The organism is Bradyrhizobium sp. 179 (assembly GCF_023073535.1).
Classification (GTDB): domain Bacteria; phylum Pseudomonadota; class Alphaproteobacteria; order Rhizobiales; family Xanthobacteraceae; genus Bradyrhizobium.
This window is the reverse complement of sequence record NZ_JADPJR010000144.1, coordinates 155,739-180,520: the sequence shown is the minus strand read 5'-3', so window position 1 is coordinate 180,520 and position 24,782 is coordinate 155,739. Positions and strand designations below refer to the sequence as shown.

Genomic DNA, 24,782 nt, shown 5'->3' with positions numbered 1-24,782 from the left:
AACCATCACTGGGCTGTCCATTCCCACGCGAGAGCCCCGATGACCAAACTCACTCGTTTTGCCGTCGCGCCGCTGCACAGCATGACGCGATGCCTCGCCGACGTCGCATCCGCACGCGCCACGCCGGATCTGGTCGTCACCGGCGCGCGGGTGCTCTCGACCTATTCGGAGCGCATCCAAGCGAGCCGCGAGGTCTGGATCACCGGCGGCCGCATCGCGGCGGTGAAGCCGGCCGGGGCGGCGAAAACTGTTTGGAGCGATGTTCCTCTTTACGATGCGGCCGGCGGCATCATCGCGCCGGGCCTGGTCGATCCGCACATCCATATCGAATCCTCGATGGTGACGGCCTGCGCCTACGCGGAAGCCGCGCTGCTCAACGGCACCACCACGATCTTCTGCGACAGCCATGAGATCGGCAACGTCATGGACGTGGCCGGCATCGAGGCGATGCTCGAGGATGCACGCGAGGCGCCGCTCTCGATCTTCCTGACGGTGCCGAGCACCGTGCCGGCAACGTCTGCGGAGTTGGAGACCGCCGGCGGCGATCTCACGCCGGAGAAGATCGCGGGCCTGTTCGACCGCTGGCCCGAAGCGGTGGCGCTCGGCGAGAAGATGGACTTTGTTCCGGTGACGATGGGCGACGAGCGCAGCCATGCCATTCTGGCGGCAGCGTTGAAGCGGGGACGGCCGGTGTCCGGTCACGTCTATGGTCGCGAATTCGTCGCCGCCTATGCGGCGAGTGGCGTCACCGACACGCACGAGGCGATCGACCGCGACATCGCCGACGACCTGCTCGACGCCGGCGTCTGGGTGTTCCTGCGCGGCGGTCCGCCAACGACGCCCTGGCACTCGCTGCCGCAGGCGATCCGCACCATCACCGAGCTCGGGGCCTCGCACAAGCGCACGGCCGTGTGCACCGACGACCGGGATGCTGACGATCTGCTGCTGTTCGGTCTCGACTGGGTGGTACGCGAAGCCGTGAAGGCGGGGATGTCGCCGGAGCAGGCCTGGTCGATGGGCTCGCTACATGGCGCGACGCGCTTCGGCATGGAGGGCGATATCGGCGGGCTCGGCGGCGGCCGCCGCGCCGACCTCGTGCTGATGGATGACAATCTCAAGCCGCAATGCACCTGGTATGGCGGCGAGCTCGTGGTCGAGCACCGCAAGATCACCTCACGGCTCGATCAGGCGCTGTCACAGCGCTACCAATATCCGAAAGCCGCTTACGCCACCGTGAACTTGCCCGAGAAGGTCAAGTTGACGCCGGAACTGCCGGCAAAGGCTTGCACCGTCAATGCGATCAAGACTGCGCTGCCGGGCATTACGCTGATCCACGAGAAGGTCAGGGTCGAGCCCGCCAATGACTGGCCGGAGCTGTTTGCGCGCTATGGCCTGTGCTTCGTCACGGTGGTCGAGCGCCACGGCAAGTCCGCCGGCAACGTCGCGTACGGCCTGTTGAAGGATTTTGGCCTGAAGCGCGGTGCGGTGGCCTCCAGCGTCGGCCACGATAGCCACAACATCATCGTCGCTGGGACCAACGAGGGCGACATGCAGGTGGCGGTATCGGCGATCAGGGAGCGCCAGGGCGGCGTCTGTGTGGTGGCCGACGGCGAGGTGAGGGCGTTGGTTCCGCTGCCGATCGCAGGCTTGCTCTCTGACAAGCGCGTCACCGAGGTGGCCGAAGAGGTCAAGGAGCTCAAGAAGGAATGGGCGGAGGCCGGCTGCACCATCCCCTACATGGGCTTCAATTTGATTCCGCTATCGGTCATTCCGGAAATTCGTATCACCGACAAGGGCATCGTTCTCGTGCCGCAGATGGAGCTGGCGCCGCTGTTCGAGTGATCTCCTTTCACTTGCATCTCGATCTAACCGATTGAGACCGCCGCTATTTTTCCGCGGCTGCCGCATCGTGGAAAATAAAATCGATCTCGTTGAGATCGCATCTTGCACGCTGGATGATCTCGCTCGCTGACGCAACCAAGCGAGGTCCGATATGGCGAAGATGCGAGCCGTCGATGCAGCCGTACGAATTCTGGAGAAGGAAGGCATCTCCACCGCCTTCGGGGTTCCCGGGGCAGCGATCAATCCGCTTTACTCGGCGCTGAAGAAGCGCGGCTCGATCCGCCATATCCTTGCGCGCCATGTCGAGGGCGCTTCGCACATGGCTGAAGGGTACACGCGGGCCAAGGCGGGCAATATCGGCGTCTGCATCGGCACTTCGGGACCGGCTGGCACCGACATGATCACCGGGCTGTATTCAGCCATTGCCGATTCCATTCCGATCCTCTGCATCACCGGACAGGCCCCCCGGGCGCGGCTCTACAAGGCGGACTTTCAGGCCGTCGATATCGAGTCGATCGCAAAGCCCGTGACCAAATGGGCGGTGACGGTGCGCGAGCCGGCGCTGGTGCCGCGCGTGTTCAGCCAGGCGTTTCACGTGATGCGCTCTGGAAGGCCGGGTCCGGTGCTGATCGACATGCCCCTCGACGTGCAGCTCGCCGAAATCGAGTTCGACGACGAGACCTACGAGCCGCTACCGGTCTACAAGCCGGCTGCTTCGCGCAAGCAGGTCGAGAAGGCGCTGGAGATGCTCAATGCCGCCGAGCGGCCGTTGATCGTCGCGGGCGGCGGCATCATCAACGCCGATGCCTCCGATCTGCTGGTCGAATTCGCCGAGATCGCGAACGTGCCTGTCGTGCCGACGCTCATGGGGTGGGGCGCGATCCCCGACGATCACGTGCTGATGGCCGGGATGGTCGGGCTTCAAACCAGCCACCGCTATGGCAACGCGACGCTGCTGGAGTCGGATTTCGTGCTCGGCATCGGCAACCGCTGGGCCAATCGTCACACCGGCTCGGTCGAGACCTACACCAAGGGCCGTAAATTCGTTCACGTGGACATCGAGCCGACGCAGATCGGGCGCGTGTTCAATCCCGATCTCGGCATCGTCTCGGACGCGAAGGCTGCGCTCGAATTGTTCGTCACTGTCGCGAGGGAGTGGCGCCGGTCAGGCAGGCTCCGCGAGCGCCAGGCGTGGCCAGCGTCATGCCGCGATCGCAAGGGGACGATGCTGCGCAAGAGCCATTTCGACAACGTGCCGATCAAGCCGCAGCGCGTCTATGAAGAGATGAATAAGGCGTTCGGCCGCGACACCATTTATGTCACCGTGATCGGCCTGTCGCAGATCGCCGGCGCGCAATTCCTCGGCGTCTACAAGCCGCGCAACTGGATCAATGCAGGCCAGGCCGGGCCGCTCGGGTGGACGCTGCCCGCCGCACTCGGCGTGCGCGCTGCGTGTCCCGAGCGAGAGATCGTCGCGCTGTCAGGCGACTACGACTTCCAGTTCTTGATCGAGGAGCTCGCGGTCGGCGCGCAGTTCAATCTGCCCTACATCCACGTCGTCGTGAACAATTCCTATCTCGGGCTGATCCGCCAGGCTCAGCGCGGCTTCGACATGGACTATCACGTTCAGCTCTCCTTCGAGAACATCAACGCGCCCGAGATCGGCGTCTACGGCGTCGATCATGTCGCCGTCGCCGAAGGTCTCGGCTGCAAGGCGATCCGCGTCACCGACCCGAAGGACACGCAAGCGGCGTTCGCGACGGCGCGTGAATTGATGGCCAAGCACCGCGTGCCCGTCGTGGTCGAGTTCATCCTCGAACGCGTCACCAACATCGCCATGGGCACGGAGATCGACAACATCGTCGAGTTCGAGGAGGTGCTGGACCTGCCACTTGACGAGGTCGAGGCGGCGCGACCCGGCGTGCTTCAGCCGGCCTAATAGGGAGGACAGCACCATGCCGAAATTCGCCGCCAACCTCACCATGCTCTTCAACGAGATGCCGTTCCTCGACCGCTTCGCCGCTGCGAAGGCGGCGGGATTTTCCGGGGTCGAATATCTCTTTCCCTACGATTTCGATAAGGCGCAGGTGCGCGAGCAGCTCGAGGCCCACGGCTTGACGCAGGTGCTGCACAACCTGCCGGCCGGCAATTGGGCAGCGGGTGAGCGCGGCATCGCGATCCTGCCCGATCGCACCGCCGAATTTCGCGACGGCGTATTCCGCGCCATCGACTACGCCAAGGCGCTCGATTGCGAGCAGCTCAACTGCCTCGTCGGCATCGCGCCTGCCGATGCCGACCGGCGCGAGCTCAACGAGACGCTGGTGGGCAATCTGCGCTTTGCCGCCTCGACGCTGGCGCGGGAGAACATCAAGCTGCTGATCGAGCCGATCAACACGCTCGACATTCCCGGCTTCCATCTCAACGGGACCGAGCAGGCGGTGCAGCTGATCTCAGAGGTGCGATCGAACAACCTGTTCATCCAGTACGACATCTATCACATGCAGATCATGGAGGGCGATCTCGCCCGCACCATGCAGGAATACCTTCCCCAGATCGCGCACATCCAGCTTGCCGACAATCCCGGGCGCCATGAGCCCGGCACCGGCGAGATCAACTATCCCTTCCTGTTCCGCCACCTCGACGCGATCGGCTATCGCGGCTGGATCGGCTGCGAATACAAGCCGCGCACCACGACGTTGGAAGGACTCTCATGGCACGCGGCGCAGACGTTTGAGACGTGAGCGTCGGGGACCAGATGCGGCAGCGATGACAGTGCCCTCCCTCTCCCGCTTGCGGGAGAGGGTTGGGGAGAGGGTGTTTCCGCGTTGGGACTGTTGAGGTGCACCGAGAATATCCCCAAGGGGATAAAGCCCTCACCCGGCGCTCCGCGCCGACCTCTCCCGCAAGCGGGAGAGGTTGCACCGAGCACACGGATGAATTCCGCTTATGCAACTGAGAGAAAGTTAGAGACATGACCAATATCGGCTTCATCGGACTTGGCACCATGGGACGGCCGATGGCCGGGCATCTCCTGGCGGCCGGCTATCGGGTTCTCCTGCATGACGTCGCACCGGTCGCGCCCGATCTGATCGCCGCCGGCGGCGTCGTCTGCAAGTCCAGCAAGCAGGTCGCGGAGGAGGCGGGCGCGGTGATCATCATGGTGCCGGATACGCCGCATGTGGAAGCCGTGTTGTTCAGCAAGGACGGTGTGGCGAGCGGCATCTCCAAGGGCAAGATCGTGGTCGACATGAGCTCGATCTCGCCGCTCGCGACGAAGGAGTTTGCCAAGAAGATCGAGGCACTCGGCGCCGATTATCTCGACGCGCCGGTGTCGGGAGGCGAGGTCGGCGCCAAGGCGGCGAGCCTCACCATCATGGTCGGCGGGCCCGAGCGCGCCTTCAACACCATGAAGCCGGTGTTCGACAAGATGGGCAAGAACGTCACCAGGGTCGGGGCCAATGGCGACGGGCAAACGACGAAAGTCGCCAACCAGATCATCGTGGCGCTGACGATCGAGGCAGTAAGCGAGGCGCTGTTGTTTGCGTCGAAGGCCGGCGCCGACCCGGCGCTGGTGCGGCAGGCGCTGATGGGTGGCTTTGCATCCTCGCGGATCCTCGAAGTCCATGGCGAGCGCATGGTGAAGCGCAATTTCGATCCGGGCTTCCGCATCGAGCTGCACCAGAAGGATCTCAACCTCGCGCTCGAAGGCGCGCGTACGCTCGGCCTCTCGCTGCCGAGCACGGCTGTGGCGCAGCAATTGTTCTCATCCTGCACCGCTCATGGCGGCAAGGGTTGGGATCATTCCGCGATGGTACGTGCACTGGAACTGATGGCAGGGCACGAAATCGCCGCAGCGTAAGTGTTACGAGGTAACAGTTTCCAGCCTTGAAGCGTCTTTCGCCGCCGCGGAACCGGAACAATGCTCCGGCCCCGCGGTTGAAGGCGCATGACAATCACTGGAGACATAAGGACATGAAAACCCGTCTTGCGATTTCGTTGGCTGCCGCCTCGCTGCTGGCGTCGAGTGCAGCCTTTGCTCAGTCGACGACCGCCCAGGGCGCTGCGGACGGCGCGCGCGCGGGCGGCGACATCGGCGGCCCGGTCGGCGCGATGGTCGGCGGCACTGTCGGTGCGGCCGTTGGCGCCGGTTTGGAGATTCCGAATGCGATTCTAGGCGGACTTCCGCGGGATGAGTCAGTGGTGGTCCGCGAGCGCGTCGTGGTTGGCGAGCCGTTGCCGCCGACCGTGGTGCTGCGTCCGGTGCCGAACTACACGGAGTATCGCTACGCGGTCGTGAACGACCGCCGCGTGATCGTCGAGCCGCGCACGCGCCGGGTCGTCAAGATCATCGACTGATCTGTGCAACCTAGCCGCTGACAAACCGGGCCCTGCGGAGCGTCACTCCGCGGGGCCTTCGCTCGTCAGGACCGAATTGGTGCGAAGCCGGGCCATGGCCCAATCGGCGGCGGCCGCGAGCGCAAAGCCGAGGCAGGCCGTGAGCGCGTCCACCAGAAAATCCTCCAGCCGCGCATGGCGGCCGGGTGCCCAAAATTGCATCAGTTCGAGCACGCCGATCAGCACGATCGCGGCCGTTGCGGTCAGCAGCCGCCGCTGCCGATAGGCGATGCCAAAGGCCAATCCCACCAAGACAAAGGCGAGCGCATGTTCGCCGTCCTGGCCGAAGTCGGAATGGGGCCGCAGGCCCGGTGGACCGAGAGTTGCGAATGTGACGGCGGCTGCCAGCAGCCAGGCAAAGGAACGAACCAAAATGGACATGCGCCTCGCTTAGCACAGATTTGCAACGGGCCGTATAGTCCCGCCATCAGATCGACGTGTAGTTAATGACGAAACCTTAAAGTGGTTCGCGCACGCCGAGGCCATGCATGAATCGTTCCCGGATCTGCACGGGGTCGCGGCGAGTGGTGCCGACGCCCGGCTTGTCGTCGATCCGGACGGCGATCAGGCTCGGCTCGGCAGCGGCCATCGCGCCCTCGACCAGCCGCTGGAAATCCTCCTCGTCCGCAGCCCAGGCGCTGTTGGCGAGGCCGGAGCCGATGGCGATGGCGACGATGTCGGCGACGTGCGCGGCCGGTGTCGGTTGCGCGCCGGTAATCTGGTAGATGCCATTGTCCATCACGATCATCGTAAGGTTCTTCGGCTTCAGGGCCGCAATCGTTGAGAGCGCGCCGAGTTGCATCAGCAGCGAGCCGTCGCCTTCAAGCGCGAAGACGCGGCGGTCGGGCTGCGCCAGCGCCACGCCGAGCGCGATGGGGAAGGCGAGGCCCATGCTGCCCAGCATGTAGAAGTTCTGCGGGCGGTGGCCGGCAGCCCAGAGATCGAAATTGGTGTTGCCGATGCCGGCGATCACGGCCTCTTCGTGCTTGAGCTTCGCGATCAGGCGCGAGGTCACGTCGAAACGGTTCATCACCTTGGTGTTGCGCGCATTCAGATTTGAGCTCATTTGGCCGGCCTCACTTGTCAAACACCTTGCCGCCGGTGAGCAGCGGGTTGAGGATTAGCGCCACCGGCGCCTGCGTGGTGACGGCCTGCTTGATCGAGCGGTCCGTGATGAATTCGAGCTCATCGAGCCGAGTGATGGTGTGATGCTCTAGCGCCAGCGAATCCAGCACGGGACGCATGGTGCGGCAGACCAGCGACTGGCCGTAATTGAACTCGCCGAGCGTGCCACGCTCGGACACGAACATGATCAGCGGGATTTGGTAAGGCACTGCGAGCGAGGCCAGCACGTTGGCGAGCGTCGCAAAACCCGAGGTCTGCATTAGCACCGCGCCGCGGCGGCCGGCCATCCAGGCGCCCGAGACAATGCCGACCGCTTCCTCCTCGCGGGCGGTGGCAAAGGTGGTGAAGAAAGGATCGGCGTGCAGGTTCCTGATCAGCGGCGTCAGCACGCGATCCGGCACGTAAGGGACGAGGCTGATCTCGTTCCGCTTCAGGGTTTGCAGGATGATGCCGTGCCAGCTCCTTTCACCGGCCGCCTGCGTCGCCTGCGGCGAGGTCTGCTGCTCCGCAATCGCCATTGCGTTCTCCCTTGAGCCGCGTCGCATGCTTATTGGTCTTCGGCCGTCGCGGCACCCTGCTGAACTTGACGCAGCGGGCCGGATTGTCAACATGTTCAGGCCGGCACCGTGATCTGCGCCAGACGGCCTGCCGTGGCTGGCACCGCCATGTCATATGTGGACAACGAAATATGGGAGGAAGCACGGAGAGGCGCGCGCTGCGCTGGCCTTGCTGATCCCTGGAGAGCCGGAAGGGTCCTGATGTCGGTCAACAGCAAGCGTGTCGTCTATTCCAATTACTTGGCCAATCCGATCTATATCGACATCCTCAAGGCGCGGCCTGACGTCCGGCTCGATCGCATCGAGAACGGGAGCCCCGAAGACGTCTATGCGCCGCTCCTCGGCGCTGCCCATGTCTACCAGGTCGGCGCTGCCCGCGACGAGCTCGCCCCGCATTTCCATGTCGATGCGGCTTTCCTGAAGCGCGCGCCGAATTTGCTGCTCGTCTCCAGCAACGGCGCCGGCTTCGATCCGGTCGACGTCGAGGCCTGTACGGCCGCCGGCGTCGTGGTCGTCAACCAGTCCGGCGGCAATGCCCATTCGGTCGCCGAGCATGCGCTGGCGATGATGTTGACGCTGTCCAAGCGCATCATCCAGTCGGACCGCCGGCTGCGCCGCGAGCGCGACGTCAACCGCAACGAGCTCGTCGGCAACGAGGTCGAGGGCAAGAGCGTCGGCATCATCGGGCTCGGCAATGTCGGCCGCCGCATCGCCGCGCTGTGCAAGGGCCTGCTTGGCATGAAGGTGCTGGCCTATGACCCGTATCTGTCGGCCGAGGTGATGGCTGAGCGGGGCGGGGAGAAGGTCGAGCTCGACGAGCTCCTGCGCCGCGCCGATTTCGTCTCGATCTCATGTCCGCTCAACAAGGGCAGCCGCAACATGATCAGCGTGCGCGAATTCGCCCTGATGCAGCCGCATGCCTATTTCATCACCACGGCGCGCGGCTTCATCCACGACGAGGACGCGCTGCTCCAGGCGTTGCGCGACAAGCGCATCGCCGGCGCGGGCCTCGATGTCTGGTCCAAGGAACCGCCGCCGCCGGAGCATCCGCTGCTCCAGCTCGACAACGTGCTGGCAAGCCCCCATACCGCGGGCGTTACGATCGAGGCGCGCCAGAACATGGGCCGCATCGCTGCCGAGCAGGTGCTGGAGACGCTCGACGGGAAACGTCCACCGCGCATCATCAATCCGGAGGTCTGGCCGCATTATGCCGAGCGCTTCAAGCAGGCGTTCGGCGTGACGCCGGGATAGGACAGCTGCCCTTTTTCTCGTCATTTCCGGGTTCGGCCTTTCGAGCCGCCCCGGAAATGACGGAGCGAAGAAACCGCGGCCCAACCTTCATCCGCGTCAAAATCTCTCTCCCGCATCCCGCCCAAATGGGATTAGAGTGCCGCCGGGGCAGGCAGGAGGTCCCATGTCAACTTATGTCGTCAGGTTCATGAAGGACGTGCTTGGCCAGTATGGCCGGCAGATCGAGGTGTGCCAGGGCACGCTCGAGATCGACGCCTCCGATGAGGACGAAGCCAGAGAGCGGGCCAAGGCGAAGTTTTGCAAGGATCAAGCCTTGCACCACTGGTCGCTGCACGCCGATCGCATCCAGATCCGACCGGCCGATCTTCCGTCGTGAAGCCCACCGGGAGGCAGCCGTGACGGGCGGCGGCGCCGTCGCTCGTGCGCCGAGCGACAACGTGTTGAAGCAGGTCTCGTTCGCCTCGAACACAGGTGCGGCGAGGCGCTCAGTCCAGTAGCTTGTCCAGCGTGATCGGGAAGCGCCGAATGCGCTTGCCGGTGGCATGATAGACGGCGTTCGCAATCGCCGCAGGCACGCCGACGATGCCGATTTCGCCGAGACCCTTGACACCAAGCTTGTTGATCCGGTCGTCGGGCTCGTCGACGAAAATGACGTCGATATCGTGAATGTCGGCATTCACGGGAATGTGGTACTCGGCGATGTTCGCGTTCATGATGCGACCGAAGCGGTGATCCATCACCGTCTCCTCATGCAGCGCCATCCCGATTCCCCAGACCACGCCGCCCATGATCTGGCTGCGGCCGGTCTTGGTGTTCAGGATGCGCCCGGCCGCGACCGCGCTCACGACCCGCGTGACGCGGATGACGCCGAGCTCCTCGTCGACCTTCACCTCGGCGAAGACGGCGGAATGCGTATTGGGGGCATGCGACTTGTCCTCCGCGAACTGGTTGAGCTTCTCCTTTTCGATCCGCTCGAGCTTGCTGTGGCGCATGACATCCGCAATCGAAAGGGCGGGGCCGTTCCTGCCGTTGCTGGCGATCATGCCGTCGACCAAGGTGACGGTGGCGGCATCGACGTCGGCGAGCGGCGAGCCGGGCATCGCCTTGGCGAGCCGGGCGAGCTCCTGGCGAATGTCTTCGGCCGCTCCCAACACGGCGTGCGCACTGGACGCCGCCATCCAGGAGCCGCCCTCGACGGGGGCTTGCGGCAAGGTCGAATCGGCGAGCCTGACGCTGATGTTCTCGATCGGCAGCCCGAGAGCATCGGCCGCCACCTGCGCCATAATGGTGTAGGTGCCGGTGCCGATGTCGGACGCGGCGCAGGAGACCTCCGCGTGGCCGTTCGATGTCAGGACGATGCGAACGGCGACCGGCATCTGCAGCGCCTCCCAGACGCCTGTCGCCATGCCCCAGCCGACCAGGTCCTTGCCGTCGCGCATGGAGCGCGGCGCGGGATTGCGCCGGGCCCAGCCGAAGGCTTCCGCGCCCCTGGCGTAGCATTCGCGCAGCTGCTTGCTGGTGTAGGGGAGGTCCCCGCTCTGGTCGCGATCCGAGTAGCACTTCAGCCGCAGCTCGATCGGGTCGAACTTGAGCGCGACGGCCAATTCGTCCATGGCGCATTCGAGCGCGCAGACGCCCGTTGCTGCGCCCGGCGCGCGCATGTCGCAGGGCGTGGCGAGGTCGAGGTGGACCAGCTTGTGGGAGAGGCGGCTGTTGGGAGTCTTGTAGAGCTGCTCCCCCCAGCCGGTATCGTTGCGCGAGAAATCCTCAAACCGCGAGGTGACGGCGATGGCTTCGTGGGTAACGGCATCGAGTGTGCCGTCGGGCTTTGCGCCGAGCGCAACGTGCTCGATGGTCATGGGACGATAGCCCAGGCTGTACATCTGCTGTCGTGTCAGGACGACACGGACCGATCGTTTCAGCGCGAGCGCACCAAGTGTTGCCAGGACCACCTGGTGCTGCGGCCGCAGGCCCGAGCCGAACGCTCCGCCGACATAGGGCGAGATCACGCGGATGTCTTCCGGCTTCTTTCTGAAGACACCGCAGAGAAACTTCTGGACGTTCTGGACGCCTTGGGTCTTGTCATAGACTGTAAGCCCGCCGTTGCCCTCCCAGACGGCCGTTGTGGCGTAGAGCTCCATCGGGTTGTGATGCTCGCTCGGAATGACATAGTCCGCTTCGTGACGGACGGCCGCCCGCGTCAGCGCTGCTGCGGCGTCGCCGCGCGGCTTGTGTGGCTGATCCACTTTGGCAGCCGTGCCGCGTTCGGATTCGAGATCGGTCGCAAACGCCTCCTGCTCGTATTCAACGCGAATGCGAGTTGCGGCGAATTTGGCGGTTTCCCAGTCCTCCGCCACGACCAGCGCGATCGGCTGGCCGTTGAATCTGATCCTGTCGTCATAGAGTGGGCGGAACGGCGAGCCTTTCTCCGGCGCCACCTCGTCCTTCCAGGCCTCGTCCTTGTCGGCGAGTGGCGGGCGATGCGTGTGGGTGAGCACGTCGACCACGCCCTTCACCTTCAGTGCGTCGCTGCTGTCGAGGCGAACGATGCGTCCCCGCGGAATGGTGGCCTCGACGACGAAGCCATGGAGGAGACGGTCTGCTGCGAACTCGCCGGCATATTTGGCGGCGCCAGTGACCTTGGCCCGGCCGTCGACACGCGACGTTGGTGTTCCGACATAAGCGTTCATCGGGCCCTCATGCGATCTTCTTGTGAGCTTGTGATTGCGGCGTGGCGCTTGTCGCCTGCATAAGCGTGCGAACGACGGCTCGGCGGGCGAGCTCGATCTTGAATCCGTTATGCGAACGAGCGGTTGCTCCCTGCAGCAGCAGATCGGCGGCGCGTCCAAAATGATCCGGCGTTGCCGCCTGGCCGCGCAACGCCGCCTCGGCTTCGAGGCTTCGCCAGGGCTTGTGGGCTACGCCGCCGAGCGCCAGGCGCGATTCGATGATTGCGTTGCCCTCCAGTTCAAGCGCGGCCGCGACCGAGACCAGGGCAAAGGCGTAGGACAGCCGGTCGCGGATCTTCAGATAGCTGTAGTTCCTGGCAAAGCCGCGCGGCGGCAGCTCGATTGCGGTGATGATCTCGCCGCTGCCGAGATTTGTGTCGACGTGAGCCTTGTCGTTCGGAAGCCGATGGAAATCGGTCAGGGCGATTGTGCGCTCACCGGTCGAGCCTGCGATATGCACGAGCGCGCCGAGCGCGGCCAGCGCCACACTCATGTCGGATGGATTGGTCGCGATGCAGGACGGGCTGGTGCCGAGGATTGCGTGGTTGCGGTTGAGGCCATCGAGTGCCGAGCAGCCGGTGCCCGGGCTTCGCTTGTTGCAAGGCGTGGTCGTGTCATAGAAGTAGGCGCAGCGCGTTCGCTGCATCAGATTGCCGCCGACCGAGGCCATGTTGCGCAGTTGCGCGGAGGCACCGGCCAGGATGGCGCTGGCGAGCAGGGGATAGCGCTGCTCGATCAGCGGATGGTAGGCGAGATCCGAATTGGGCACCAAGGCGCCGATGCGCAGGCCGCCGTCGGCAGTCTCCTCGATGTCGCGGAGCGGCAGGCGGGAAATGTCGATCAACCGGGATGGCCGTTCGACATTCTCCTTCATCAGGTCGATAAGATTGGTGCCGCCGGCAATCACCTTCGCGTTCGGATCGGCGGCCAGCAGGCGAATGGCGTCGGCGACATCGCTTGCGCGGGAATACTGGAAGTTGTTCATGATCGGCTCATTGCCTGCTCGATCGCAGCCACGATGTTGGGGTAGGCGCCGCAGCGGCAGAGATTTCCGCTCATCAATTCCCGGATCTCGTCGGCGTCCCTGGCGTGGCCTTCGGCCAGGAGGCCGGCCGCCGAGCAAATCTGTCCCGGCGTGCAATAGCCACATTGGAATGCGTCGTGATCGATGAAGGCTTGTTGCAGAGGATGCAGGGCGCCGTCCTTGGCAAGGCCTTCGATCGTCGTGATTTCGGCGCCATCCTTCATGACGGCGAGCGTCAGGCACGAATTGACCCGTCTTCCCTCAATTAAGACGGTGCAGGCGCCGCATTGGCCGTGATCGCAGCCTTTTTTGGTGCCGGTCAATTCCAGACGGTCACGCAGGGCATCCAGAAGCGTGGTCCACGGCACGACCTCGAGTGTGCGCCTGACGCCATTGACGACAAGGCTGATCGGAATGCGTTCGGGGATCTGATCCGTGATATCGGCCATGTTCTGTTCCCTGCGGAGAGGCCGAGCTGAGCAAGTTTGGATGCCGAGTCGAGGATGCATTGCCGCCGCTGGCCAATAGCGCCCAACGGATGACGGGGTGCTTGGTTCCCGGCCGGCTACCCCGTCGCCCGGACGAGATCAGCGCTTCGCCTCGCCGAACACCACAGTCGGTACGGCGCGATTGACGATCTCGCGCAGCGCGAAGCTCGATTGCACCCGGGCGACGCGCGGCAGGCGCGACAGCTCGGTACGGTGGATGCGTTCGAAATCCTGGATGTCGCGGGCGAGAACGATCAGGATGTAGTCGTCGGTGCCCGACATCAGGAAGCAGCGCACGACGGACGGGCACTTCACCACCTCCGCCTCGAATGCCTTGAGCGCATCGTCGCTCTGGCTCTCCAGCGCGATCCGGACCAGCACCGTTGTCGTGAGGCCGAACTGCGCAAGATCGAGCGCGGCTTGGTAGGCCTGGATGTAGCCCTCGTCTTCCAGGGCCTTCTGCCGCCGTGCCAGCGCAGTGCTCGATAGTCCGACCTTGTTGGCAAGTTCGGTGTGGCTGGCCCGCGCATTGGTCGTGAGTTCGGCGAGGATGGCGAGGTCTTTCCGGTCGAGGGCCAAGGTTTCGTTTCCAGCGTGAAAGGGCATTTCCGCGCCGGAAACCGGCGCGCTAGGCGTGAACCTAGCGGATATTTGCACGAAACCAAACCGCCGCCATCGCTACGATGATGAGCAGAATCAAGGCGTTGGGGAAGGAGCTGAAGATGCGCGTCGGTGTGCCCAAGGAGATCAAGGTGCAGGAATATCGCGTCGGGCTCACTCCGGGCGCGGTTCGTGAATATGTCGCGGCCGGCCACCGGGTGACGGTCGAGACCGGCGCCGGCAGCGGCATCGGCGCCTCAGACGACGTGTATCGGCGGGCAGGCGCCACGATCGCCGAAAGCGCCCGTGACGTCTTCGCCAAGTCCGACATGATCGTGAAGGTGAAGGAGCCGCAGAAAAGCGAATGGGCCCAGCTCCGCGAAGGCCAGGTCCTGTTTACCTATCTCCATCTTGCACCCGACCCGGAGCAGGCCAAGGGCCTGCTTGCCTCGGGCTGCACCGCGATCGCCTATGAGACCGTCACGGACGCGAGCGGTCACCTCCCGCTGCTCGCGCCGATGAGCGAAGTCGCCGGCCGCCTCGCCATCGAGGCCGCCGGCGCCGCGCTCAAGCGGTCGGCCGGCGGCCGCGGGCTGCTGCTCGGCGGTGTTCCCGGCGTGCAGCCGGCGCGGGTGGTCGTGCTCGGCGGCGGCGTGGTGGGAACGCAGGCGGCACGGATGGCCGCAGGGCTCGGTGCGGAAGTCACGGTGATCGATCGCTCGATTCCTCGTCTGCGCCAACTGGACGATCTCTTTACCGGACGCGTGCGCACCCGCTTCTCGACGATCGAGTCGGTCGAGGAGGAGTTGTTCGCTGCCGACGTCGTGATCGGCGCGGTGCTCGTGCCGGGTGCCAGCGCGCCGAAGCTCGTCACGCGCGCGATGCTGACATCGATGCGGCCGGGCGCGGTGCTGGTCGACGTCGCGATCGACCAGGGCGGCTGTTTCGAGACCTCGCATCCGACCACCCACGCGGAGCCGACCTATGAGGTCGACGGCGTGGTGCATTATTGCGTCGCCAACATGCCGGGCGCAGTGCCGGTGACATCGAGCCAGGCGCTGAACAACGCGACGCTGCCGTTCGGCCTGATGCTCGCGAACAAGGGCTTTGCCGCGGTGTTGGAAAATCCGCACTTGCGCAACGGGCTCAACGTGCATCGCGGCCGGATTACGAACAAAGCGGTGGCGGAGAGTCTGGGGCTGGAATTCGCTCCGGTGGAGTCTGGGCTGGCGGCCTGAGTGGTTTTCTGATTGCGAGCGCAGCGAAGCAAGCCAGAGTGTCTCCGAGGAACGATTCTGGATTTGCTTCGCTACGCGCGCAATGACGACGTGGGAAGTGGTTGCGCTGACGCCTAATCTGCCTCCGCAGAAGAGTCACGCTTTCGTCAGCTTGTATTGCCTCAGATCCGGATCGTGGGTCATGCGCCAGTAGTCTACGAACCGCCACGGCATCGCGGAGAATACGCGGCCGCTTGCATTGCGGTAATAGGTGCTCATGCCGGGATGGGTCCAGATCATGGCCTCGTGCTCGGCATCGACCTTGCGGAGATAGTCATCGAGCACGTCCTGGCGAACCTCGATGGCCGCGATATCTCGCTCGATCATGTCGGCGAGGCAGGCGGAGATGTAGCGGCTCTGGCACTCCGACTGGAAGATGACGCTGCCGCCGTGGGCAGGACCGGAATTGGGACCGAGCATGCAGAAGAAATTCGGGAAGCCCGGCACGGTGAGGCCGAGAAATGCCGTCGGATTGTCGTTGGCCCAGGCGTCGCGCAAATCTTTGCCGTCGCGGCCGCTGATGTTGAGGCGCGCCGCCATCTCCGTGACCTTGAAGCCGGTCGCGACCACGATGATGTCGGCGTGGCGGTGTGTGCCGTCGGCGGTGACGATGCCGTCCCGGTCGAAATGGTCGATTGCGTCGGTGACGAGTTCGACATTGTCCCGCGTCAAAGTCTTGAACCAGTTGTTATCGAGCAGAATGCGCTTGCCGTAAGGCGGATAGGTCGGCACGCATTTTTCGATCAGGTCGGGTCGATCTTTCAGCTCGGACAGGATGAAGTCGGTCAGCTCCTGGCGGTGCCGGTCGTTGCCCTTGTTGACGGCGCGTTCGGGATGCGGCCAGGCCGGGTCCTTGCGCAGGAAGGGCAAGAGGCCATCGCCATAGCGCCAAAACATGTTGAAGCGATACCACTGCACATAGAACGGCAGGTGCGCCAGCAGCCAGCGCGCGCCGTCACTGATCGGATCGGCATAGCCCTTCACCGGCCGCGCCCATTGCGCGCTGCGCTGGTAGACGGTGACTGAGGCCACACGGCTGGCGATCGACGGAACCAGCTGCATCGAGGTCGCGCCGGTGCCGATCACGGCGACATGCTTGCCGTCGATGTTGATGTCGCCGGACCATAGTGCCGAGTGCAGGATCGTGCCCTTGAATTCTACTTCGCCTTTGAAGCGGGCGCGCGAGGGATCGTTGAGCTGGCCGATGGCCGAGACCAGCGCGGTGGATTCGAAAGTCTCCACTCCGTTCTCGGTCTTGAGCGTCGAAATCCAGCGTTGCCTTTCTTCATCCCAGCGTGATGATGTCAGCTCGGTGTTGACGCGCAAATGCTTGCGAATGCCGTATTCGTCCGCGACCTTCTGCAGATAGCCGAGTAGCTCCTCACGCTGGCAGAAATAGCGCGTCCATGCGTTGCGAGAGCCGAAAGAGTAGGAATAGGAGTGGTTCGGCGTGTCGACGCCGCAGCCGGGATAGCGGTTGATCCACCAGGTGCCGCCGAGCTCGGCATTCTTCTCGACGATGGTGTAGGGGATGCCGAGATGGCTGAGTGCCACGCCGAGCGCGATGGCGCAGACGCCGGCGCCGACGATCAGCACGTGCTGCTCGGCAAGCTTTTCGTCGGAGGGGCGCCTCGTCCAGCACGCCTCGCGCGGCACAAAACCCATCTCCTCGCGCATCAAAGGTGCATATTCCGGCGCGACATTCTCGCCGAGGCAAGCGCGCATCATCCTCAGCAGCAGCTCCTCGCCCGGATCGGTGATCACGGGTTTTGGCGTGCCATTGGCGAAGAGCCTGACCACGGCGGTGCGGATCTCGTCCTGGATCTCCCGGGGCACGCCGGCCTCGGGATCGGGAATGAGGCGGATGTCGCGTTTGGGCAGATAGGGCGGTTCGAGCCACTTCTCGTCGCCGGTCATGTGCACCAGCACCATCAGAAGGCAGCGGATATCGCCCTCGGCGATTGCGGAGGCGAGGTCGAGCGGCTTGTGCGGAGATTCGATGTTCATGGCGTGTCCTGATCTCCGCAGGCCCTGAAGAGGCCGCGGGTCATCAGCTTGCGATAGGCGGAGAAGACGTGATCGGGTACAGCGGTGACGCCGCCTCCCGAATAGGAGTAGCGGCGGCTGAGATAGCCGCGCGCGCCCATCAGCATGTGAACGATGGCCTCGAACTCCTCGTCGCTGTAATCTTCGATCGCGCCGGCAAGCCGTGCGCGGCGCAAAATGCGCACATAAGCGGTCGAGATGTTGTCGAGGTGCTTCTGGTAACCGATGGGCGCGAAGAACTCGGCCTCGTTGAGGATGCGCAAGAATTCAGGCACCTCGCGGATGAAGTCGAAGAAGGCGGCAAAGCGCTCGATCTCCTGCCGCGCCGCGTGCGCATTGCCGGTACGCACGCGGATGAACTCGACCATGTCGAGGCCGATTTTTGGTAGGAGCTGGTCGAGCAGTTCCTGGCGATTCTCGAAATGATTGTAGAAGGTACCCTGCGCGACACCGGCTTCTTCGGTGATGCGCGCGACCGAGGCCTCGGCATAGCCATGCTTGCCTACGACTTTCGTGGCAGCCTCAAAGATCTTCTGCTTGGTCCAGGCGTTGCGCTCGATGCGGTTCAGCTTGGTAACCTTTGCAGTCGCTTGCGTCATTCGGGGGTCTCCAGCTCGGCGCGCAGCACGCGCTTGAGGATCTTGCCTGACGGATTGCGCGGCAGGCTGCCGCGGATAACCAGCTGCTTCGGCACCTTGAAACTCGCCAGCCGCGCGCGGCAATGCTCGGTGAGGGCGGCGAGGTCGAGGCTCGCGCCCTCAGTCAGCACGACAACCGCGACCGGCCGCTCGCCCCAGCGCGCATCGCGTAGGCCGATCACGGCGACTTCGCGCACTTCGGGCAAATCGTAGATGATGCGCTCGACCTCGGAGGAGGCGATGTTCTCGCCACCGGAGATGATCATGTCCTTCTTGCGGTCGGTCAGGTAGAGGAAGCCTTCGTCGTCGAGATAGCCGACGTCGCCGCTGCGGAACCAGCCGCCGAAGAAGGCCGACGCCGTCTTCTCCGGATCCCTCCAATAGCCGCGCGTGATCTTCGGACCGCGCAGGCAGATCTCGCCATTGACGTTCGGCGGCAGCTTGTTGCCGTTCTCGTCGCAGATTTCGATCTCGACATGGGCAATGGCGCGACCGGTCGAACCGATCTTCTCGATCTCGCGACCTTTCTCCATAAAGGTGTCGCCGCCGACGGTCTCGGTGAGTCCATAGGCGTCGATGTAGCGCGCATTGCGGAAATATTCGGAGAAGGCGCGGATGCGTGCCTCCGGCGTCTTCTCGCCGCCGCCGATTGCCCATTGCAGGCTGGAGACGTCGTAGCGGTCGCGGGTGGGGCAGGTGAGCATCGCGGTGGTCATGACGGGCGCGAACCAGGCAGCGTTGAGCTTGTCTTCTGCGATAGAAGCAAGCGCCGCCTCCGGTTCGAAATTGCGCTCGATGCGAATGAAGCCGCCATGCCAGAGCACTGCGATGCCTGGCAGGTCGAGCGCGCCGACGTGATAGAGCGGACCGATGACGAGAAGACGCGTATCGGCGCTTAAGCCCAGCGCAATCGTCTGGTCGGCCGACTTCCAGTAGAAATTGTCGTAAGTGAGCATCACGCCCTTGGGGCGGTCTGTCGTGCCAGATGTGTACATCAGCCGCAACAGGTCGGAAGGCTGGCGCACATGCATCGGCGCAGCTGTAGCATTGCCTGTGAGATGGGTGACGCTCTGCTGCGCGGCCTCGTTCAGCACGACGATGTTCGCGCCCGCTGCATTCGCAGCCAATTCCTCATCGACGATCAGAAGGCGCGCGCCGGCATTGCTGGCGATGTAGTCGACCTCGTTGCGGGACAGGCGAAAATTGATCGGCAGGAACACCGCGCCGAGATGGCTGGTGGTGAAGACGAGCTCCAGGAATGCCGCGCTGTTCTTCATCAGCACGGCGACGACATCGCCGGCGCCGATGCCCTGCGCGGCGAGCCAGCCGGCGATCTGCCGGATGCGCACGTCGAACATCGCGTAAGCGATCTCCTCGCCGCGGTATTTCAGCGCGGGCCGGTCCGGCGTGCGCCGGGCATGGAAGGCGATGAAGCTCGAAAGGTTGATCATTTGCCGGGTTTGGGCCGGTTACCGACCTCACTTCCTCCCTTGATGAATTCTGACTCGTAATTCATCTTTGGCTTGACGTCACCCCCGCCCCTCTGAAATCCTTGGGATCACGGAGACGAGACGATCTCCGGCAGGGATCAGGACACGCCGACCCGAAAGAGGGAGGGAAAATGATGAGAACCCGCACGCCGGGCATCAGCCGCCGTTCCACGCTGGCGCTGATGGGCGCCGGCGCGATAACGTTTGCCGCGCCCTGGGTGGCGCGTGCGCAAGCCAAGACCATCAAGATCGGCATGCCGACGATCCTGTCGGGCCGTGTCGCGCAGCTCGGCACGTCCTCGCGCAATGCGGTGATGCTGGAGGTCGAGAAGGTCAACGCCGCCGGCGGCCTCGCCGGCCGGCAGATCGAGATGGTGATCCGCGACTCCAAGGGCCAGCCGCAGGAAGCCGCGCGCGTCGCGCGCGAACTCGTCAACACCGACGGCTGCGAGTTGCTGCTCGACGGCGAGGCGTCCTCCGGATCGTTCGCGGTGCATGAAGTCGCGCGCGATCTCGGCGTGCTCTGCGTCCACACCTGCTCGGAAGCATCTTCGCTGACGGCCGATCCCAAGCAGCACATCCCGAATGCGTTCCGCTGCGTGCGCCAGGGCATCCACGATTCCATCGTCGGCGGCAGCTATGCCGCCTCGATCGCGAAAGCCAAGGGCCTGAAGAAGTGGGCGACGTGTTCGCCCGACTACGCCTACGGCCGCGATACCACCGGAGAGTTCACACTGTATCTGAAGCGCTTTGCGCCCGAGGTCGAAATCGTCAGCGAGTCCTGGCCAAAGCTGTTCCAGCCCGACTACACCGAAGTGGTGACGAAGATCCTCCAGGCCAAGCCGCAGGCGCTGTATTCCTGCCTCTGGGGCGGCGATCTCACCTCCTACATCGACCAAGCCAACATCTACGCGATGTTCAGCCAGATGGAGGTGTTCGCAGTCAACATGGCCGACTACACAGCGCTCACGGTGGTGAAGAACCTGCCGAAGGGCATCCATTCCGGTAATCGCTACATCAAGACGTTCCCGGCCACGCCGGAGAACGCAGCCTGGGGGGATGCCTACAAGGCCAAGTACAACGAGTATCCGACCAACTGGTCGTGGCAGAACGCCACCGCGGTGATGTTCCTCAGTGAAGCCGCGAAAAAGGCGAACTCCGCCGACGGCAAGAAGATCGCGGAGGTGCTGAAGGGCCTCACCATCAAGTGTCCGTTCGGCGCCGACGGCACCGTGACGATGCGCGGCGACGACCACACCCTGGTCGGCTACGCCATCGGCTGGGGCACCACCATCCCGCAGGAGCCGTATGTACCGGAGGTCAAGGCCGGCGACTGGAAGACCATCTTCGAGTTAGAGGCCGAATGGAAGAAGAGCAAGGGCTACACCTAACGCCGCGGCGGAGAGGGGGGACCCTCTCCGCCGTTTTCGTTTTCCGCGCCGTATCAGGCGCGCCGCAATGAAAGTGCTCTCGTGGATCTCGACGCGCTCGCCGGCTGCCTCGCCAGCTCCGCCTGCTTGGTGACGCAAACCACCAGCGGCCTCATCATCGGCATGCTTCTGTTTCTCGTCGCGGTCGGGCTGACCCTGATCTTCGGTGTGCTCAAGGTCGTCAATTTCAGCCATGGCGCCTTCTACATGTTCGGCGCCTACTTCGCGATGACGGCCTACCAGCTCACCGGCAGTTTTGCGCTCGCCATGCTGGCGGGCGCGGCCGGCACCGCGATCCTCGGCCTGATCTTCGAGCGCGTCTTCATGAGCCGCGTCTATGGCGCCGACGTGCTGATGCAGCTGCTTGTCTGCTATGCCTTCGTGCTGATCTTCGACGATGTCGCGCGCATCATCTGGGGACCGGAGTTCAAGTCGATGGGCATGCCGTCCGCGTTCCAGGTGATGCCGCTATTCATCGCCGGTGGCGTGGTGCCGCCTTATTATCTATTGCTGATCGGTGTCGCGCTTCTTGCGGCCGTCGTGCTCGGTATAGGATTGTCGCGCAGCCGCATCGGCAAGGTGATCCGCGCGGCCGCGCACAATCCCGGCATGGTCTCGGCGCTCGGCATCAACACCGGCCTGATCTATGGCGGCGTGTTCGCGCTCGGCGGCATGCTGGCGGGTCTTGCCGGTGCGCTCGCGGCTCCTGTGCGGTCGCTGACGCCGGGCATGGGATTTTCCGTGCTGATCGAGTCCTTCATCGTCACCGTGATCGGCGGCATGGGCTCGATCCTGGGCGCGCTGATCGGCGCGCTGCTGCTCGGGCTGATCCGCTCGTTCGGCTCGCTCGGCTTTCCCCTGTTTACCGAAGGCCTGATGTATCTTTTCATGGTGATCGTGCTGGTCTCCAAACCTACCGGCCTGTTCGGCAGGGAGGCGGTATGACCGAGCTCGAGGCCGGTCGCGCCGAAACGCTGGCGCCGGTGCGCAGCGGTGCCGTACTGCGACGCTACCGTGACGTCCTGATCGCGCTGATCGCCTTTGCCGTGCTGGCGAGCCTGCCGCTCTTCACCGGCAGCAAGGCCCTGCTCGATTTCGTCATCCGCTGCTCGGCCTACGGCCTGTTTGCGACGTCGCTCAATCTGCTGGTCGGCTATACCGGCCTGACCTCGTTCGGCCACGGCATGTTCTTCGGGCTTGGCGCCTACAGTTTTGGCCTCATCATGCAGAAGCTCGGCGTGCCGATTCCCGTCGCCTTCGTCGCGACGCTGGCGATCACCGCAATGGTCTCCGCGATCATCGGCGCCATCTGCGTGCGGCTGAAGGAGATTTACTTCGCCTTCGTGACGCTCGCATTCCAGATGCTGATCCACTCGACCATTTTGTCCTGGGCCTCCTTCACCGGCGGCGACCAGGGTCTGCGCGGCGGCATTCCGCGACCGCCGTTCCTCGGAATTGACCTTGCCAATCACGTCCATCTCTATGTCGCGAGCTGCGCGCTGCTGATTCTCGGCCTGCTCGCGATGCGCCAGATCGCGCAATCACCGTTCGGCTACACGCTGCGCATGATCCGCGACAACGCCGCGCGCGCGAGCTTCGTCGGCATCGACGTCTGGCGCGCCAAGCTCACCGTGTTCGTGCTGGCGGCTTTGTTCGCGTCGATGGGCGGCATGGTGATGGCGCTGTTCGTGTCCGGCGCCTATCCGGAATTCGCCTATTGGACGATCTCGGGCGAGGGCATTTTCATCAACATGCTTGGCGGCGTCTCGACCTTCCTCGGGCCGATGGTCGGCACCGCGCTGCTGCTTCTGCTCAACGATACCGTCACACGTTTCACCGAGTATCACGGCATCGTGCTTGGCGTCGTCATCCTGTTCTTCGCGCTGGGCCTGCGCAAAGGTCTCCTGGATTTCGCCGCCGAATGGCTTGCGCAGCGGCGCGACGCTGGCGAGGGGCGCTAGCGATGCTCGAGATCCGCAACCTCGCAAAATCGTTCGGCGGCGTGAAGGCGACCAACGACGTCTCGCTCGACTTCCCCGACGGCTCGCTGACCGCGGTGATCGGCCCGAACGGCGCCGGCAAGAGCACCTTCTTCAACCTGATCACCGGCGCCTTGAGGCCGGATTCCGGCCAGGTGCTGCTCGACGGCGTCGATCTCGCCGGCCGCTCGCCACCGGAGATCGTGCGCCACGGTATCGGCCGCGCCTTCCAGGTTGCCAGCATCTTCAAATCGCTCACCGTGCAGGAGACCATGCTCGCTGCCGTCAGCGCCGACCAGCGCACCTCGGCGGTGCTGCACAAGCGCTTTCCGCTGCCGGAGACGCGCGACCGCGCTGAGCATGTGATGGAGCTGCTGGGCCTCGCCGGCAAACGCCATCGCACCGCCGCGACGCTGTCGCACGGCGATCAGAAGCTGCTCGACATCGCGCTCGCGCTGGTGCTCGATCCAAAGGTGCTGCTGCTGGACGAGCCAACCGCCGGGATGGGCCCGGAGGAGCGCTGGCGCATGATCGACAAGGTGCGTGAGCTCTGGGAGACGCAGAAGATCACCGTCGTCTTCATCGAGCACGACATGGACATCGTGTTCAAGATCGCGCCAAAAATCGTCGTGCTTTGCTACGGCCGCATCCTGGCCACCGGCACGCCCGACGAGATCCGCAACAACAGCGCGGTGATCGAGGCCTATCTGGGCACCGAGCATGCGGGAGCTGCGGCATGAACGCAGCCGTCATCGAAGTCGCCGATCTCGATGTCTATTACGGCACCAGCCAGATCCTGTTCGGCGTCAATCTGTCGGTGCGGCAAGGCGAGACCATGGCGCTGTTGGGCCGCAATGGCGCCGGCAAATCGACGACCATGAAGGCAATCATGGGGCTGGCGCCGCCGCGGAGGGGCAGGGTCAACCTGCGCGGCGCGGTGATCTCGGGCCTGAAGCCGCACACCATCGCGCGCGCCGGCCTCGGCTTCGTGCCGGAGGACCGCCAGATCTTTCCGGAGCACACGGTCGAGGACAATCTGGTCATCGGGAAGAAGAAGGGACCGGAGGGCCAGGACGAGTGGCCGATCAAACGCATCTACGAGGTCTTCCCGCTTCTGGAGCCGCTGCGCAATCGCATCGCCGGGCGTCTTTCGGGCGGTGAGCAGCAGATGCTCGCGATCGCGCGCACGCTGATGGGCAATCCCGCGCTCCTGCTGCTCGACGAGCCGAGCGAGGGCCTCGCGCCGATCATCGTGCAACGGATCGGCGAATTGTTGCGGCAGCTCCGTTCGCTCGGATCGACGGTGCTGATCGCCGAGCAGAACATGCATTTCTGCCTGGGGCTGGCGAGTCACGCCACGATCATCGACAAGGGCCAGATCGTCTATGCCGCCGGAATCGACGAGCTGAAGGCCAATGAGGCGATCCGGCGCAGGTATCTGGCCCTGTAGCCCGCCGGTGTCTCAATAGGCCGAAGAAGAAAACTATTGTGCCGGGGTTGTCGAACGGAAGGAGTTTTCCCTCCGGAGGGCAAAAACGCCAATCGCGTCCATTGCCGTTTGGGGCCGAAAAGACGACATTCCCATCAGAATTTGATGGGTTGGCCAGAGCCATGGAACGTACCGGATTTGAACCCTTCGGCGAGCAATTGGTGTCCGCGACGGACACCCAGCCGCGGTCGCGTACGTCAAAGCTTCTGCTGCGGGCCGGCACCGGCCTGTTCTGGTCGCTGATTGCGGGTATCGTGCTTGCCCGCGCTGCCTTCTTCGAGCCCGGCATCTATGACGGCTTCAGCCGCGTCGCTTCGCTGGCCAAGAGCCTGATTTTCTAGGGCCGATTATTCCGGGCTGAGGATAGAATCTCCCTCGGGCCTGATATGTCGAAAACTTATTTCCCAACGGAAGCGCGCTGC

The 24,782-nt window shown here is 64.1% G+C and carries 24 protein-coding genes; 14 read left to right on the top strand and 10 right to left on the bottom strand.

From position 1 onward, the window contains the following. The first annotated feature begins 39 nt into the window (after positions 1 to 39). The 5 genes from IVB12_RS33805 (at position 40) to IVB12_RS33785 (ending at position 6,198) form a co-directional block, all read left to right on the top strand. A complete protein-coding gene (locus IVB12_RS33805; RefSeq protein WP_247306254.1) occupies positions 40 to 1,842 on the top strand; it encodes an adenine deaminase C-terminal domain-containing protein in 1,803 nt (600 codons plus the stop codon). A gap of 151 nt (positions 1,843 to 1,993) precedes the next feature. Continuing rightward, entirely contained in the window at positions 1,994 to 3,781 is a 1,788-nt protein-coding gene (gene gcl, locus IVB12_RS33800; RefSeq protein WP_247306252.1) for a glyoxylate carboligase, read from the top strand. Between the two features lie 16 nt (positions 3,782 to 3,797). Next, positions 3,798 to 4,583, top strand: coding sequence for a hydroxypyruvate isomerase (hyi, locus tag IVB12_RS33795; protein ID WP_247306250.1), 786 nt, complete (start codon positions 3,798 to 3,800; stop codon positions 4,581 to 4,583). 230 nt (positions 4,584 to 4,813) lie between these two features. Continuing rightward, entirely contained in the window at positions 4,814 to 5,701 is an 888-nt protein-coding gene (locus IVB12_RS33790) for a 2-hydroxy-3-oxopropionate reductase (protein ID WP_247306248.1), read from the top strand. A gap of 113 nt (positions 5,702 to 5,814) precedes the next feature. Beyond that, positions 5,815 to 6,198 (top strand): DUF1236 domain-containing protein, encoded by a 384-nt coding sequence (locus tag IVB12_RS33785; protein ID WP_247306245.1) that lies wholly within the window; start codon positions 5,815 to 5,817, stop codon positions 6,196 to 6,198. Positions 6,199 to 6,240: 42 nt separating this feature from the next. Here the strand turns inward: IVB12_RS33785 and IVB12_RS33780 are convergent, their stop codons facing one another. From IVB12_RS33780 to IVB12_RS33770, 3 genes are all read right to left on the bottom strand, one after another. Further along, positions 6,241 to 6,618, bottom strand: a complete 378-nt coding sequence (locus tag IVB12_RS33780) for a VanZ family protein (protein ID WP_247306243.1) — start codon at positions 6,616 to 6,618, stop codon at positions 6,241 to 6,243. 76 nt (positions 6,619 to 6,694) lie between these two features. Beyond that, positions 6,695 to 7,303, bottom strand: coding sequence for a thiamine pyrophosphate-dependent enzyme (locus IVB12_RS33775; RefSeq protein WP_247306240.1), 609 nt, complete (start codon positions 7,301 to 7,303; stop codon positions 6,695 to 6,697). A 10-nt stretch (positions 7,304 to 7,313) separates the two neighbouring features. Beyond that, on the bottom strand, positions 7,314 to 7,880 hold the full coding sequence (locus tag IVB12_RS33770; protein WP_247306237.1) for a thiamine pyrophosphate-binding protein: 567 nt from the start codon (positions 7,878 to 7,880) through the stop codon (positions 7,314 to 7,316). A 240-nt stretch (positions 7,881 to 8,120) separates the two neighbouring features. Here IVB12_RS33770 and IVB12_RS33765 point away from each other — a divergent pair, with 240 nt between their 5' ends. Together IVB12_RS33765 and IVB12_RS33760 are read left to right on the top strand one after the other, a co-directional pair. Further along, positions 8,121 to 9,170, top strand: coding sequence for a hydroxyacid dehydrogenase (locus IVB12_RS33765; RefSeq protein ID WP_247306236.1), 1,050 nt, complete (start codon positions 8,121 to 8,123; stop codon positions 9,168 to 9,170). A gap of 163 nt (positions 9,171 to 9,333) precedes the next feature. Then, complete coding sequence (locus tag IVB12_RS33760; RefSeq protein ID WP_247306233.1) at positions 9,334 to 9,546, top strand: hypothetical protein; 213 nt, start codon at positions 9,334 to 9,336, stop codon at positions 9,544 to 9,546. Between the two features lie 109 nt (positions 9,547 to 9,655). Here the strand turns inward: IVB12_RS33760 and IVB12_RS33755 are convergent, their stop codons facing one another. The 4 genes from IVB12_RS33755 to IVB12_RS33740 form a co-directional block, all read right to left on the bottom strand. After that, entirely contained in the window at positions 9,656 to 11,860 is a 2,205-nt protein-coding gene (locus IVB12_RS33755) for a xanthine dehydrogenase family protein molybdopterin-binding subunit (protein ID WP_247306230.1), read from the bottom strand. A 7-nt stretch (positions 11,861 to 11,867) separates the two neighbouring features. Further along, positions 11,868 to 12,884: a xanthine dehydrogenase family protein subunit M gene (locus IVB12_RS33750; protein ID WP_247306228.1), complete on the bottom strand. Its 1,017-nt coding sequence runs from the start codon at positions 12,882 to 12,884 to the stop codon at positions 11,868 to 11,870. Further along, positions 12,881 to 13,372: a (2Fe-2S)-binding protein gene (locus IVB12_RS33745; protein ID WP_247306226.1), complete on the bottom strand. Its 492-nt coding sequence runs from the start codon at positions 13,370 to 13,372 to the stop codon at positions 12,881 to 12,883. The genes IVB12_RS33750 and IVB12_RS33745 overlap by 4 nt, the downstream gene beginning before the upstream one ends. A gap of 138 nt (positions 13,373 to 13,510) precedes the next feature. Then, entirely contained in the window at positions 13,511 to 13,990 is a 480-nt protein-coding gene (locus IVB12_RS33740) for an Lrp/AsnC family transcriptional regulator (RefSeq protein WP_201759988.1), read from the bottom strand. A 143-nt stretch (positions 13,991 to 14,133) separates the two neighbouring features. Here IVB12_RS33740 and ald point away from each other — a divergent pair, with 143 nt between their 5' ends. Next, positions 14,134 to 15,249 (top strand): alanine dehydrogenase, encoded by a 1,116-nt coding sequence (ald, locus tag IVB12_RS33735; RefSeq protein WP_247306284.1) that lies wholly within the window; start codon positions 14,134 to 14,136, stop codon positions 15,247 to 15,249. Between the two features lie 135 nt (positions 15,250 to 15,384). On the opposite strand, the gene IVB12_RS33730 is transcribed toward ald, so the two are convergent. From IVB12_RS33730 to IVB12_RS33720, 3 genes are read right to left on the bottom strand one after another with little or no spacing between them, the layout of a single operon-like run. Beyond that, positions 15,385 to 17,295: an NAD(P)/FAD-dependent oxidoreductase gene (locus tag IVB12_RS33730; protein ID WP_247306224.1), complete on the bottom strand. Its 1,911-nt coding sequence runs from the start codon at positions 17,293 to 17,295 to the stop codon at positions 15,385 to 15,387. Further along, positions 17,292 to 17,933, bottom strand: coding sequence for a TetR/AcrR family transcriptional regulator (locus tag IVB12_RS33725; RefSeq protein WP_247306221.1), 642 nt, complete (start codon positions 17,931 to 17,933; stop codon positions 17,292 to 17,294). The genes IVB12_RS33730 and IVB12_RS33725 overlap by 4 nt, the downstream gene beginning before the upstream one ends. Further along, positions 17,930 to 19,423, bottom strand: a complete 1,494-nt coding sequence (locus IVB12_RS33720) for an AMP-binding protein (protein WP_247306218.1) — start codon at positions 19,421 to 19,423, stop codon at positions 17,930 to 17,932. Before IVB12_RS33720 ends, IVB12_RS33725 begins: the two co-directional genes overlap by 4 nt. 170 nt (positions 19,424 to 19,593) lie before the next feature. Between IVB12_RS33720 and IVB12_RS33715 the strand changes: the two genes are divergently transcribed. The 6 genes from IVB12_RS33715 to IVB12_RS33690 all read left to right on the top strand — a co-directional run bounded on the left by IVB12_RS33715 (position 19,594) and on the right by IVB12_RS33690 (position 24,701). After that, positions 19,594 to 20,853 (top strand): ABC transporter substrate-binding protein, encoded by a 1,260-nt coding sequence (locus tag IVB12_RS33715; RefSeq protein WP_247306215.1) that lies wholly within the window; start codon positions 19,594 to 19,596, stop codon positions 20,851 to 20,853. An 81-nt stretch (positions 20,854 to 20,934) separates the two neighbouring features. Then, the gene (locus IVB12_RS33710; protein ID WP_247306212.1) at positions 20,935 to 21,837 is read left to right on the top strand and encodes a branched-chain amino acid ABC transporter permease; all 903 of its coding nucleotides are present in this window, start codon (positions 20,935 to 20,937) and stop codon (positions 21,835 to 21,837) included. Continuing rightward, a complete protein-coding gene (locus tag IVB12_RS33705; protein WP_247306209.1) occupies positions 21,834 to 22,853 on the top strand; it encodes a branched-chain amino acid ABC transporter permease in 1,020 nt (339 codons plus the stop codon). Before IVB12_RS33710 ends, IVB12_RS33705 begins: the two co-directional genes overlap by 4 nt. A gap of 2 nt (positions 22,854 to 22,855) precedes the next feature. Then, positions 22,856 to 23,611, top strand: coding sequence for an ABC transporter ATP-binding protein (locus tag IVB12_RS33700; protein ID WP_247306206.1), 756 nt, complete (start codon positions 22,856 to 22,858; stop codon positions 23,609 to 23,611). Continuing rightward, entirely contained in the window at positions 23,608 to 24,321 is a 714-nt protein-coding gene (locus tag IVB12_RS33695) for an ABC transporter ATP-binding protein (RefSeq protein WP_247306203.1), read from the top strand. The genes IVB12_RS33700 and IVB12_RS33695 overlap by 4 nt, the downstream gene beginning before the upstream one ends. A gap of 161 nt (positions 24,322 to 24,482) precedes the next feature. After that, entirely contained in the window at positions 24,483 to 24,701 is a 219-nt protein-coding gene (locus IVB12_RS33690) for a hypothetical protein (protein ID WP_247306200.1), read from the top strand. Positions 24,702 to 24,782 lie beyond the last annotated feature (81 nt).

Coding starts and splice junctions, on each gene's coding strand:
- IVB12_RS33690 (WP_247306200.1), top strand. CDS start 24,483: ATGGAACGTACCGGATTTGAACCCTTCGGCGAGCAATTGGTGTCCGCG.
- IVB12_RS33780 (WP_247306243.1), bottom strand. CDS start 6,618: ATGTCCATTTTGGTTCGTTCCTTTGCCTGGCTGCTGGCAGCCGCCGTC.
- IVB12_RS33700 (WP_247306206.1), top strand. CDS start 22,856: ATGCTCGAGATCCGCAACCTCGCAAAATCGTTCGGCGGCGTGAAGGCG.
- IVB12_RS33775 (WP_247306240.1), bottom strand. CDS start 7,303: ATGAGCTCAAATCTGAATGCGCGCAACACCAAGGTGATGAACCGTTTC.
- IVB12_RS33715 (WP_247306215.1), top strand. CDS start 19,594: ATGATGAGAACCCGCACGCCGGGCATCAGCCGCCGTTCCACGCTGGCG.
- IVB12_RS33790 (WP_247306248.1), top strand. CDS start 4,814: ATGACCAATATCGGCTTCATCGGACTTGGCACCATGGGACGGCCGATG.
- IVB12_RS33695 (WP_247306203.1), top strand. CDS start 23,608: ATGAACGCAGCCGTCATCGAAGTCGCCGATCTCGATGTCTATTACGGC.
- hyi (WP_247306250.1), top strand. CDS start 3,798: ATGCCGAAATTCGCCGCCAACCTCACCATGCTCTTCAACGAGATGCCG.
- IVB12_RS33705 (WP_247306209.1), top strand. CDS start 21,834: ATGACCGAGCTCGAGGCCGGTCGCGCCGAAACGCTGGCGCCGGTGCGC.
- IVB12_RS33745 (WP_247306226.1), bottom strand. CDS start 13,372: ATGGCCGATATCACGGATCAGATCCCCGAACGCATTCCGATCAGCCTT.
- IVB12_RS33785 (WP_247306245.1), top strand. CDS start 5,815: ATGAAAACCCGTCTTGCGATTTCGTTGGCTGCCGCCTCGCTGCTGGCG.
- IVB12_RS33760 (WP_247306233.1), top strand. CDS start 9,334: ATGTCAACTTATGTCGTCAGGTTCATGAAGGACGTGCTTGGCCAGTAT.
- ald (WP_247306284.1), top strand. CDS start 14,134: ATGCGCGTCGGTGTGCCCAAGGAGATCAAGGTGCAGGAATATCGCGTC.
- IVB12_RS33730 (WP_247306224.1), bottom strand. CDS start 17,295: ATGAACATCGAATCTCCGCACAAGCCGCTCGACCTCGCCTCCGCAATC.
- IVB12_RS33770 (WP_247306237.1), bottom strand. CDS start 7,880: ATGGCGATTGCGGAGCAGCAGACCTCGCCGCAGGCGACGCAGGCGGCC.
- IVB12_RS33720 (WP_247306218.1), bottom strand. CDS start 19,423: ATGATCAACCTTTCGAGCTTCATCGCCTTCCATGCCCGGCGCACGCCG.
- IVB12_RS33725 (WP_247306221.1), bottom strand. CDS start 17,933: ATGACGCAAGCGACTGCAAAGGTTACCAAGCTGAACCGCATCGAGCGC.
- IVB12_RS33755 (WP_247306230.1), bottom strand. CDS start 11,860: ATGAACGCTTATGTCGGAACACCAACGTCGCGTGTCGACGGCCGGGCC.
- IVB12_RS33765 (WP_247306236.1), top strand. CDS start 8,121: ATGTCGGTCAACAGCAAGCGTGTCGTCTATTCCAATTACTTGGCCAAT.
- IVB12_RS33750 (WP_247306228.1), bottom strand. CDS start 12,884: ATGAACAACTTCCAGTATTCCCGCGCAAGCGATGTCGCCGACGCCATT.
- gcl (WP_247306252.1), top strand. CDS start 1,994: ATGGCGAAGATGCGAGCCGTCGATGCAGCCGTACGAATTCTGGAGAAG.
- IVB12_RS33805 (WP_247306254.1), top strand. CDS start 40: ATGACCAAACTCACTCGTTTTGCCGTCGCGCCGCTGCACAGCATGACG.